11 protein-coding genes are annotated in these 12,015 nt (G+C 42.2%); 10 read left to right on the top strand and 1 reads right to left on the bottom strand.

Annotation, left to right across the window (positions count from 1 at the left end; translation table 11 throughout):
- Positions 1-142 precede the first annotated feature (142 nt).
- The gene (gene devC / locus V7K61_RS01280) at positions 143-1,297 is read left to right on the top strand and encodes an ABC transporter permease DevC (protein ID WP_335050238.1); all 1,155 of its coding nucleotides are present in this window, start codon (positions 143-145) and stop codon (positions 1,295-1,297) included.
- A 128-nt stretch (positions 1,298-1,425) separates the two neighbouring features.
- The gene (locus V7K61_RS01275) at positions 1,426-2,133 is read left to right on the top strand and encodes a DevA family ABC transporter ATP-binding protein (protein WP_094350512.1); all 708 of its coding nucleotides are present in this window, start codon (positions 1,426-1,428) and stop codon (positions 2,131-2,133) included.
- 229 nt (positions 2,134-2,362) lie between these two features.
- Here V7K61_RS01275 and V7K61_RS01270 read toward each other — a convergent pair whose 3' ends face one another.
- Positions 2,363-3,187 (bottom strand): hypothetical protein, encoded by an 825-nt coding sequence (locus V7K61_RS01270; protein WP_335050236.1) that lies wholly within the window; start codon positions 3,185-3,187, stop codon positions 2,363-2,365.
- Positions 3,188-3,291: 104 nt separating this feature from the next.
- Between V7K61_RS01270 and V7K61_RS01265 the strand changes: the two genes are divergently transcribed.
- The 8 genes from V7K61_RS01265 (at position 3,292) to V7K61_RS01230 (ending at position 11,986) form a co-directional block, all read left to right on the top strand.
- Complete coding sequence (locus V7K61_RS01265; protein ID WP_335050234.1) at positions 3,292-4,089, top strand: HAD family hydrolase; 798 nt, start codon at positions 3,292-3,294, stop codon at positions 4,087-4,089.
- A 50-nt stretch (positions 4,090-4,139) separates the two neighbouring features.
- Positions 4,140-4,901 (top strand): Uma2 family endonuclease, encoded by a 762-nt coding sequence (locus V7K61_RS01260; RefSeq protein WP_335050232.1) that lies wholly within the window; start codon positions 4,140-4,142, stop codon positions 4,899-4,901.
- A 386-nt stretch (positions 4,902-5,287) separates the two neighbouring features.
- The gene (locus V7K61_RS01255) at positions 5,288-5,455 is read left to right on the top strand and encodes a hypothetical protein (protein ID WP_180277428.1); all 168 of its coding nucleotides are present in this window, start codon (positions 5,288-5,290) and stop codon (positions 5,453-5,455) included.
- A 216-nt stretch (positions 5,456-5,671) separates the two neighbouring features.
- A complete protein-coding gene (rpsB, locus tag V7K61_RS01250) occupies positions 5,672-6,466 on the top strand; it encodes a 30S ribosomal protein S2 (protein ID WP_335050229.1) in 795 nt (264 codons plus the stop codon).
- 262 nt (positions 6,467-6,728) lie between these two features.
- Complete coding sequence (gene tsf / locus V7K61_RS01245) at positions 6,729-7,673, top strand: translation elongation factor Ts (RefSeq protein ID WP_335050227.1); 945 nt, start codon at positions 6,729-6,731, stop codon at positions 7,671-7,673.
- Between the two features lie 243 nt (positions 7,674-7,916).
- On the top strand, positions 7,917-8,759 hold the full coding sequence (locus tag V7K61_RS01240) for a hypothetical protein (RefSeq protein ID WP_335050225.1): 843 nt from the start codon (positions 7,917-7,919) through the stop codon (positions 8,757-8,759).
- Between the two features lie 137 nt (positions 8,760-8,896).
- Positions 8,897-11,392, top strand: coding sequence for an ATP-dependent DNA helicase RecG (gene recG, locus V7K61_RS01235; RefSeq protein ID WP_335050223.1), 2,496 nt, complete (start codon positions 8,897-8,899; stop codon positions 11,390-11,392).
- A gap of 246 nt (positions 11,393-11,638) precedes the next feature.
- The gene (locus V7K61_RS01230) at positions 11,639-11,986 is read left to right on the top strand and encodes a hypothetical protein (RefSeq protein WP_335050221.1); all 348 of its coding nucleotides are present in this window, start codon (positions 11,639-11,641) and stop codon (positions 11,984-11,986) included.
- The last annotated feature ends 29 nt before the right edge of the window (positions 11,987-12,015 follow it).

Here is a 12,015-nt window from a genome sequence, read left to right as displayed (position 1 = left end):
AATCCATAATTTGATATTTTGGATTAAAAATATTCTTGAATGGTCTGTTTAATCAATTTTAAACATTCTATCAATCTGGTACGGGTGTCACCATAATGGGTTGAAAATCTAAAATTGCTACTCTTGTTGAGACGCCTATAAAATGAATCAAAAAATACCTCTATCGTGGCTACAACTGACAAGGGAAAAAACTCGCCTAGCTGTAGCTTTAGCAGGAATTGCTTTTGCTGATATTTTAATGTTTATGCAACTCGGTTTTCGGGATGCTCTGTATTATAGTAACGTTCGATTCCATAACAGCTTGCAAGGCGACATTGTTTTAATTAATAGTCAATCTAACGCTATATTGGCGATGAGAAGCTTTTCTCAACGACGATTATATAAAGCTTTAGAATTACCCGCAGTTCAATCAGTACATCCGATCTATTTGGACTTTACAATCTGGAAAAATCCTGTAACAGGTCGTCCTCGGAGTATCCTAATTTTTGGAATGAACCCAGAAACTAACCTAGTTAACTTACCTGGAGTTCAGGAAAATTTAGATAAACTTAAACTACCTGATGTAGTTCTATTTGACCGTTCTTCTAGAGTAGAGTATGGGCCGATCGCTGCTAATTATGACCAAGGAAAGCCTGTAACGGCAGAAGTACGAAGGCGGCGAATTAAAGTAGGAGGACTCTTTACATTAGGTGCATCATTTGGCGCAGATGGTAATTTAATTACGAGTGATATCAACTTTTTCCGAATATTCAATAATCGTCAAAAAGGATTAATTGATATTGGGTTAATTAGATTAAAGCCAGGAGCAGATGCTAATGTTGTTGCCCAACAATTACGAAAGTATTTACCTAATGAAGTAAATGTTTTAACTAAACAAGAATTTATTGACTTTGAGCGGAGTTACTGGGCGAATAGTACAGCTATTGGCTTTATTTTCACATTAGGGACTGTCATGGGTTTCATTGTGGGTACTGTGATTGTTTATCAAATTCTTTATACAGAAGTTGCAGACCACTTAGCTGAGTACGCTACTCTCAAGGCGATAGGTTACACACAAAACTATTTATTGACGGTCATTCTTCAAGAAGCTTTATTATTAGCCGTTTTAGGCTATTTTCCTGGAATAATTTTTGCCTTATTTATGTATGACAGCGCCAGAAATGCAACACTTTTACCAGTTTTTATGAGTTTTGAACGAGCGACAATGGTATTGATTTTGACTATGCTAATGTGCATTATTTCTGGTGCGATCGCAGTTAGAAAATTACGCTCTGCCGATCCAGCAGATATCTTTTAATTAATTCAATATTAATTAAAAGATATTAACAATAAGTTCACCTTATGATAATAATTGAGCAAATTTAATTTCTGAAATTCACTACAGATAAATCTTGGAACTGCTAATTTATAACTAACAAAAATATGATGGAAAAAGAACCTGTAATCGCCATTAAAAATCTCAATCATTTCTATGGCAAAGGCTCACTGAGAAAACAGATATTATTTGATATCAACCTAGACATTTATCCAGGTGAGATTGTGATTATGACCGGGCCATCAGGTTCAGGTAAAACAACATTACTTAGCTTAATTGGTGGTTTGCGGTCTGTACAAGAAGGAAGTTTAAAATTTTTAGGTGAAGAACTTATTGGCGTCAGTCAAAACAAATTAGTGCAGATGCGACGCAACATTGGTTATATTTTCCAAGCTCACAATTTGCTAGGGTTCTTGACAGCCAAGCAAAATGTGCAAATGGCAGTGGAATTGAACGATAATATTTCTCAAGCAGAAGCAATGGCTAAATCAAAAGCCATGCTAGGGTCTGTTGGTCTAGAAGAACGAGTTGACTACTACCCAGACAATCTTTCTGGTGGACAAAAACAAAGAATTGCGATCGCCCGCGCCTTAGTGAACCGTCCCCCCTTGGTACTAGCAGACGAACCAACAGCAGCATTAGACAAACAATCAGGACGCGATGTTGTGGAAATAATGCAGAGTCTAGCCAAAAATCAGGGAACTACTATCTTATTGGTGACACACGACAACCGCATTTTAGACATAGCCGATCGCATTGTCGAAATGGAAGATGGTCTTTTAACCCGTAATTCTCCCAATACAGTTATTCAGTCATGACTTTTAGTCATTAGTCATTAGTCATTTGTCCGCGCGTAGCTTGCTTCCCCGGAGGGGTACGACTACGCAGTTCGACTGCGCTCACCGTAAACTCTGTTACCACGCCAACGACTACGCGGTAGTTGAATCTCGACTTCGCTCGATTACCGCGCAGCGATGCACTGAGCTTGTCGAAGTGTCGAAACTCAGTACAAGTGACCAATGACTAATGACCAATGACAGCCATAATTTATTGTCTAGCCGAGCCTGATTTTTTAATTCCAGATGACTTTGGTGGAGTTGGAGTATTTGGTTGGCGACTAGTACGGAAAGTTACATTCACCCCTTCATTCGATTGTTCTAGCACAAGTAGAGGCGTAGGTTTAGCCTTTTGATCCCAATGCATAGTAGCAATCCGACCTTGAATTATTGGTTGCCAACTATCTTCGTCTTCTATAGGGCTTAAATAAGTTTCTATACAATCAATAATTTGACTAATAGTCGCAGAAGTTGCTTGCGTCGGTAACTTCATTAACTTGATTTGAATCCGAAACAGCACCCGTTTAGCAGAATTTCCTGGACTACCAGTTTCGTACTCGACATCAAAAGTTTCATCTACTTGCCGTCCAGCACTATTAGCAATTCCAACCGATCCTTGTTGGGCTTGATTTGGACGCAGGGCTTGAGAAATTTTTTCTTTGATCTGAATCTTTATTTGATTAAGAATTGCAAAATGAAACACCTCCTCTGACATCCGCATTCGCAGATAATCCAGGTTAAAGTCCCGTGAGTTCACCAAATCGGGATTAGTTTCCATTTTGCGAATTGTTTCCAGCGCCAGCTTAAACTTTTTCTCTAGTTCTCGCGCGCGGAATTGTTCAAACTTAAGTTTTTTCTCCAGCTTATCCTTCTGGAGTTTAATATACACAATCAAAGCAATCACCACTAAAGCCAGTCCTCCAGAAGTTACCAACAGTAATGGTGGTATTTGAGGATTACTTGCTGGCACTTCCTGGGATGCCTTTTTAGTAGTCTTTTTCCCGGAGGATTGGGCAAGAAACATTGAAGTGGACATGGTGGGAAACTGAAAAACTTGACTCCTGATGTTTAGGATGCCCAAATCTTTAGGGTCATCTTGCTGTATGATTAATATTTTTTACAGCCTTTTACAAACCGTATATGTCCAGAGATTTGAGCCTCGCTCCCCTATCCGAGGTTTCATCTATTTGCCTGAGCAAGATTCGTCTGATAGCCACAGATATGGATGGCACCCTGACTAGACGAGGAAAATTTACTCCCGCACTGCTGCAAGCTTTAGAGGATTTAGCCGCAGATGACGTTAAAGTGCTGATTGTTACAGGACGTTCGGCTGGGTGGGTAAGTGGATTGAGTAGTTTGATGCCAGTAGCAGGTGCGATCGCAGAAAATGGTGGTTTGTACTTTCCACCTGGAAATCAGAAACCAGTAGTCTTAACACCCATTCCCGACTTAGCTCAACATCGCCAGCATTTGGCTACCACTTTTGAGAATTTACAAACTAAATTTCCCCAAATCCAAGAATCTACTGATAATCGCTTTCGCCTCACCGACTGGACTTTTGATGTAGCTGGTTTGCGTGAAGACGAACTACAAACCCTAGATAATCTTTGTCAACAAATGGGTTGGGGATTTACCTATAGCAATGTGCAGTGTCACATTAAACCCCAAGGACAAGATAAAGCTGTGGGATTGTTGCAGGTATTGCGTGAGTATTTGCCCCAGTACTCATCAGAACAAATTGTCACTGTGGGCGATAGCCCCAATGATGAAAGTTTATTCGATCGGCGTTATTTTCCTGTTTCAGTAGGCGTGGCAAATGTCCTGGAATATGTGAATCGGTTGAAATATCAGCCTGCTTACATTACCACTGCTGCCGAAGGGGAAGGTTTTTGTGAGTTATCTAGTTATATTTTGAAAAGCTTGCACATCTCAAGTTAGGAAGAACTAGAGTTGTTTTACAATAATCTCGTAGCACTGATTTTACAACCATGACTGCTACTGTACCTGTTAGTGTCGAATCAGAAATATTTTACCCCAGTGCTGATGGTCAACCAGTGGCAGAAACCTACGACCACCTTTATGCCTTACTAACTACCTTAGAAGTCCTGAAACAGTATTTGACAAATCGTCAGGCAACAGTTTTGGCAAATCAATTTCTTTACTATGCACAAGGCTTTCCCAAGTTGCGGGTAGCTCCAGATGTGATGGTGATTTTTGATGTTGCACCTGGCGGTCGAGACAACTATAAAACCTGGGAAGAGGGTCAAGTACCGACAGTTATTTTTGAAATGACATCCTTTGGGACTAAGGGACAAGACGAAATCTTCAAAAAGACCCTCTATGAACAGCTAGGTGTCAAGGAATACTGGCTATTCGACCCGAAAGGCGAGTGGGTGGAACAACAGTTACGTGGGTATCGTCTGCGGGGAGAAATCTACGAACCTATAGAGGATGGACGTAGTGAACCGTTACAACTGCGGTTGGTGGTTGAGGGAAGGCTAATTGGGTTTTATCGAGAGGATACAGGGGAAAAATTACTGATCCCTGGTGAACTGGCACAGGCTTTAAGGCAGGAAGTTTTAGCAAGACAGCAGGCAGAAGAACTGGTAGAACAGGAACGCCAACGAGCAGAACAGGAACGACAACGAGCAGAACAAGAACGCCAACGAGCAGAACAGGCAGAATTGCAGATAGAACAATTAAAGGCGAGGTTGCGATCGCTCAATGTAGACCCTGATACTATTGAGTAACATACACCAGTGAGTAACACGCACCAGAAGTTGCTATAACGCCTGTCGTAGACATAGTAAGTGTTATGAACTAGTAGACAATTTGTTACCTGTGTTTTTGCTACATTTATTACCTGAGACAGAATACAATAGATGAATCTCTAGCGCTTTTCAATCTAGTAAGTCTCAACAATACTGATTTTATTGAGAAGACTGTTTTATACAGTCATTCACAAGCAAAACTGAATCAAAGGATAAATAACCGCCAACTCTTTAAGCACCCAGAGACGCTAAGAGATCAACAGATACTTCAAGGATAGGTCAGCGTTTTATTTCCTACTTCCACTAAAAAGTCCAAGACCAATGTAGAGTCAAGAATTTACCTTTAAATACTGAGGTATCAAATTATGCAAGAAATTGAAAGATTTTTTGGCAACTTGTTCAGTGGCATAATCAACCGCTTTAAGTATTCTGCGATGGACGCTGCCGATCGCAAAATGAGAGAAACCATCGACGATCAGATCGAACAACGGCGACAAAAACCCAAACCCCAAGATCGAGAAGACCGCGAGTAGACCTTTAAAACAGCAAGATTTTCATTACTAAGTGCTGCCCGATTGTTGAGTAGGCAGCACTATTTTTTTGACCTCACTCGGTCAAGCAACTACAACTCTTCGGAATATGCTAACCTAGTATGGTTAACTAATCTCGCACATCTAAGAATTCGGGTGTTTCCCGATTGGGAAATACACTTGGATGGAGGTTTAACCCGAATCGGAGTTGAAAAATATATGCCAGTAGTTTCATTGGCTCAAATGATGGAGTCAGGGGTTCACTTTGGGCATCAGACCCGGCGTTGGAACCCAAAAATGTCTCCTTACATTTATACTTCCCGCAATGGTGTACATATTATCGACTTGGTGCAAACTGCCCAGTTGATGGATAATGCTTACAACTACATGCGATCGCACGCAGAGCAAGGGAAGAAATTTCTTTTCGTCGGCACCAAACGCCAAGCAGCTGGAATTATTGCCCAAGAAGCTAGCCGTTGTGGTTCCCACTACATTAACCAACGCTGGTTAGGTGGAATGTTGACCAACTGGGCAACCATCAAAACACGGGTTGATCGTCTGAAAGATTTAGAACGCCGTGAAGAAACTGGCGCACTAGATTTATTACCGAAAAAAGAAGCATCAATGCTACGTCGGGAAATGACGAAGCTTCAGAAATATTTGGGTGGCATTAAAACAATGCGGAAAGTGCCCGATATCGTGGTAATTGTAGACCAACGACGGGAATATAACGCAGTTCAAGAATGCCAAAAGCTGAATATTCCCATTGTGTCCATGTTGGATACAAACTGTGACCCCGATGTAGTAGATATCCCCATACCAGCAAACGACGATGCTATCAGATCAATTAAGCTGATAGTCGGAAAATTGGCAGATGCTATTTATGAAGGTCGTCACGGTCAGCTGGATGCTGAAGATGATTACGAAGATTACGACGGTAGTGAGTATGACGATGACTACGAAGAAACCGAATATACTGATGCCGTAATTCCCGACGAACAAACAGAAGAATAGTGCTGTTAGCGGAAGCGGGGCGTTTAGCCCGTGAAGAGTGCTAAGTCCTGAGTAAGATAGAAAGACTCAGCAAATTGAATAGTGCTGAGTCTTGATTTTTGAAGTTGTAAGTTGTGATTTGTCAATGAAGAATAAAATTGATAACTGAACACTCAAAACTCGGCAGGGGCTAAACACCCCGCTAACTCTAACAAAACTCAGTACTCAGTACTAAATTAGGTGAGTGATTACAACTCGAGGTCAAGTTAGGAATTGAGGCAACATGGCGGAAATATCTGCAAAACTCGTCCAAGAGCTACGCCAAAAAACTGGTGCTGGCATGATGGACTGCAAAAAGGCGCTGATAGAGACTGAAGGCAACGTAGAAGAAGCCGCAGACTGGCTACGGAAAAAGGGCATCTCTAAGGCAGGGGCAAAAAGCGATCGCATTGCGGCAGAAGGTCTAGTAGAGACTTACATTCAGCCCGAAGGTCGGGTGGGTGTACTCATAGAAGTCAACTGCCAAACCGACTTTGTTGCTCGTAACGAGGCTTTTAAAGCTTTAGTTAAGAATCTAGCAAAGCAAGCGGCAACTGCTGATAATGTTGAGTCTTTGCTGGCTCAACCCTATATTGAGAATGAAAGTGCGACTGTAGAAGAATCCATCAAGCAAACTATTGCCACTCTTGGTGAAAACATCCAAGTGCGCCGCTTTGTTAATTTTGCAATAGCAGAAGGCACACAAGGCGTAGTAGACAGCTACATTCACACTGGCGGTCGAGTTGGTGTATTGGTAGAACTGGGTTCCCAAACTGAGTCAGTGGCTGCTAATTCAGAGTTCCAAACCTTGGCACGGAACACTGCAATGCAAGTTGCGGCTTGTCCCAATGTCGAGTATGTGAGCGTAGACCAAATCCCCGCCGAAATTGCCCAAAAGGAAAAAGACATTGAAATGGGCAAGGATGATTTGGCGAACAAGCCTGAAAACATCAAAGAAAAGATTGTTCAGGGACGGATTGAAAAACGCCTGAAAGAATTGACTTTGCTCGATCAGCCTTACATTCGCGATCAGAGTATTTCCGTAGAAGACTTGATAAAGCAAGTGAAGGCACAATTAGGCGAAGAGATTCAAGTGACTCGCTTTGTCCGTTATATATTGGGCGAAGGCATTGAAAAGCAAGAAATCAGCTTTGCTGATGAAGTTGCTGCACAAATGGGCACTAAGTAATATTAGTTAGGAGTTAGGAGTTAGGAGTTAGGAGTTAATAGGAAGTTAGCTTCATAACTTGTAATTCTTAATTACTAACTGCTTAAAGGACAGGTCAAGCAAATAGCCTGACCTGTATTTTATTTAGTAAATACAGATAATTTCGCATTTAATTTAAAATCTAAAATTCTCTGAAAAGTTATCCTAAAATAAATTTGTACATTTGTACTATGTAATGGTTCAGATGGGCAAGAGCGAAAAAATATGGCAAGAGCAATCGAGCGAATTGAGCAGGATATTGCAGCACTCCAAGAAGCGATCCGGGCGATCGCAATCGAACTACAAAGTGCTTATGCTAGTTATCTAAATACCTTGGGACTAGCTGTACGCAAACAGTTGATTCTCGCAAGTTACCACCTCTGCACTCAAGGATATCCCGAAAACTTTTTGCATTTGTCATTGAATCAGCGCCAACAATTGCAACAAGCCATCCGTAAGTTGGGTCAACTCGCAGCTGAACAATTGCTCATTTATCTTACAAGTGAAGAATCAGGGGAAGATGAGGTGGATGAGGAAGATGAGATGGATGAGGAAGTAACACCCTCTTCATCTTCACTATTTCTGGACACTTCTAATTCTCACTATCTCACTGCCAACACCTCCGATCCGATAGAACTGGCAAAATGGCAACAGAAATTAGAAGAGGTCGCGCAAGAGATACTGAAAAAACTTTCGCATGATGCTAATATTTTGTTACAAAAAGCTGGAGTATTACCGAAAAAATTACCAGAACCGATTTTAGCAGCAGCGGCGGCAGCATCAGAAGCATCTGCTGAGGTCATGCCAGGGCCACCCAATTTATTAAACTTAGTAATTGAAATTGAAAATGAGCAACAGTCAGAAGATTCTGGACTGACTCAAATCATGGCTATTAACCTGCGGCTAGGAGAAATTGAATTTGCTGATGTGACCCTTTCCTCCGATCGCAAGCGAATCCGCAGTATTTTAGTTCAGCTAAACAAACTAGGAAGAGAGTATAAAAAGAGATATAAAGAAAAGGCGATCGCTGAAGCTGAAGCTGCATGGCGCGCTAGTTGGTTTGAATAAAGTTATGAGTTATGAATTATGAGTTATGAGTTATTTATTCCTAACTCTTAACTCCTCAACGCCACTTGCTACAACGGGGGGAACCCCCGCAACGCAGTGGCTCCTCCTAACTCCCTAACTTCTAACTCTGCTGACCAATGACTAATGAAAAACCAGATTGGATACGATTGCACAAAGCCTTGGCAATAGAAGCTGAACGTGGCTTTACAGACTTGATGGGCAGAGAATACCGTTTCAGTGAATTTCTGAGCCTAACTTTGGGGAAATTTCCAACAGGCTTACCCCATACTGAACGCCGCCGTTGGCAAGGACTAGCGGTGCAATTTGCTAGTTATCCACATTTAGCACAGGAAGAAAGGCAGCATTTAGTAGCAGAGACTCGTAGGTATCTTTCCCAACTACAGCAAGAGGAGCAGGGGGAGCAGGGGGAGCAGGGGAGCAGGGGAGCAGGGGAGCAAGGGAAAACTTATCAATCTAAAATCCAAAATCCAAAATCTAAAATTATCTCTGAGGTGAGTCGGAGACTTGCACCGAAAATTGAGCAAAAACTTAGTGATTTACCTGAGATAGGGTTTAAAAAAGCTGATAATTTGGCACGGCTTGGTTTACATACCGTCCGCGATTTGCTTTTCTACTATCCTCGTGACCACATTGATTATGCGCGTCAGGTGAATATCCGCGAGTTACAGGCGGGTGAGACGGTGACAATAGTGGCTACAGTGAAGCGTTGCAACTGCTTTACTAGCCCTAAAAATCAGAAATTATCAATTTTAGAACTAGTAGTAAAAGATAACAGCGGTCAAATCAAAATTGGTCGTTTTTATGCAGGTACGCGCTTTAGCAGTCGCGCTTGGCAAGAAAGTTTAAAACGCCGTTATGCAGTAGGTAGCATTCTGGCGGCCTGTGGATTGGTGAAAGAAAGTAAATACGGCTTGACATTGGATAATCCAGAACTAGAGGTTTTGGCAAATCCAGGAGATACGATTGAGTCGCTAAATATTGGGCGGGTAGTACCAATTTATGGGCTGACTGAGGGCGTGGTGGCAAATACAGTGCGACAGGCGGTAATTGCTGCTTTGCCTGCTGCGGCTAACCTGAAAGACCCTTTGCCAAGTGGTTTGCGGCAGAAGTATGGTTTGATGGAATTGAAAGATGCGATCGCTAATATCCATTTTCCCAGCGATAGTGACGCTTTAAAAGTTGCCCGTCGTCGCCTAGTTTTTGACGAATTTTTCTACCTGCAACTTGGGTTACTGCAACGTCAACAGCAAGCAAGAGCGATTCAAACCAGCGCCATCCTTGTCCCACGCGGTCAACTTGTAGAGAAATTTCATGAAATACTGCCTTTTAAACTCACTGGCGCACAGCAACGAGTTCTCAACGACATTCTCAACGACTTGCAAAAACCTGTGCCTATGAATCGTTTGGTACAAGGTGATGTCGGTTCTGGTAAAACAGTCGTCGCCGTGTTAGCTATCCTCGCAGCAATTCAATCTGGCTACCAAGCGGCGCTGATGGCTCCCACAGAAGTTTTGGCAGAACAACATTATCGCAAGTTAGTGGGTTGGTTTAACCTGCTGCATTTACCAGTGGAATTACTTACAGGTTCGACTAAAGCTGCGAAACGAAGACAAATACACTCTCAGTTAGGAACTGGGGAATTGCCTCTGTTAGTGGGAACCCATGCCTTGATTCAAGACCCTGTAAACTTTCAGCAATTAGGGTTAGTAGTCATAGATGAACAGCATCGCTTTGGGGTAGAACAACGGGCGCGTTTGCAGCAAAAAGGCAATCAACCTCATGTGTTAACTATGACAGCTACCCCGATTCCCCGAACCTTAGCACTGACGATACATGGGGATTTGGATGTGAGCCAAATTGATGAGTTACCACCGGGACGGCAAAAGATTCAGACAACAGTATTGTCAGGTCAGCAACGCAACCATGCTTATGACCTGATCCGCAGAGAAATTGTCCAAGGTAGACAAGTTTATGTGGTTTTGCCATTAGTGGAAGAATCAGAAAAATTAGATTTGCGATCGGCTGTTGACGAGCATCAAAAGTTACAGGAAAGCGTTTTTCCTGATTTTCAAGTAGGGCTGCTGCACGGTCGCATGAGTTCAGCCGACAAGGATGAATCTATTACTAAATTCCGTGATAACCAAACGCAAATTTTGGTTTCGACTACTGTTGTTGAGGTTGGTGTAGACGTACCTAATGCTACAGTAATGCTCATTGAAAATGCGGAGCGATTTGGCTTATCGCAACTGCACCAACTGCGGGGGCGTGTCGGTCGTGGCGCGGCTCAATCTTACTGTCTGTTGATGAGCAGTTCTAGGAGTCCTGATGCTCAACAACGATTGAAGGTGTTGGAACAATCTCAGGATGGCTTTTTCATTTCCGAGATGGATATGCGTTTTCGTGGGCCAGGGCAAGTACTGGGAACTCGTCAATCAGGAGTGCCAGATTTTACCTTAGCGAGTTTGGTTGACGATGAGGAAGTTTTACTTTTAGCGCGCCAAGCAGCCGAGAAAATTATAGAAATGGATGCAACTTTAGAGCGCTGGTATTTGATGAAAGAAGAGTTGAAGTATCGGTATGAGCGGTTGATGGGTGGAGCGATTTTGACATAATATATATAATAATTCTGAAGTAGAAGACTAACCCGCATAACCCTTTGATTCCCTGTAGCGATCGCTGTGGGAAAGTGTGATTTAGTGGGGTTATCTCAGTAGGTAGAAAATCGCGTTATTTGTATCAGGTAGTGCTAGCGATTAAATAATTTAACTATCACGCTGCCCTAAAAACAATATTTATCGGTGTTTGAGGATATTGAATCAAAGGAGAAAGTAAAATTGTAGGAGTTCAACACAAGGAAAATGACTGATACACCCGAATATTTCCCTAACCGAATAGACCGTATTGAACAAATAATCTTGGGGTTGGCACAAAGACAAACTAGTACACAAGAACAATTAGACAATTTAACCATTAGACAAGCTAACACACAGGCACAACTGGATGAACTAAGCCAAGAAATGAGAGAGCTAACCAGTAACGTTGACCGTGTTTTGGATCGTAGTGCGATTTTGGATGATGTGTTACTTGAATTACGTGATAGCCATGAACAACATCAACGTAATTTTGAAGAACATCAGCGCACCACAAACGCGGCATTACAAAGTCTTGAGTCTATCTTGTTGCAGTTGATCAGAAATAATTCTTGAGATGCGATCTTGGAGTTAACGACCGCAGG

It is taken from the genome of Nostoc sp. (assembly GCF_036918015.1).
Classification (GTDB): domain Bacteria; phylum Cyanobacteriota; class Cyanobacteriia; order Cyanobacteriales; family Nostocaceae; genus Nostoc.
The sequence above is the reverse complement of the archived record's forward strand: the minus strand, read 5'-3'. Positions and strand labels throughout refer to the sequence as shown.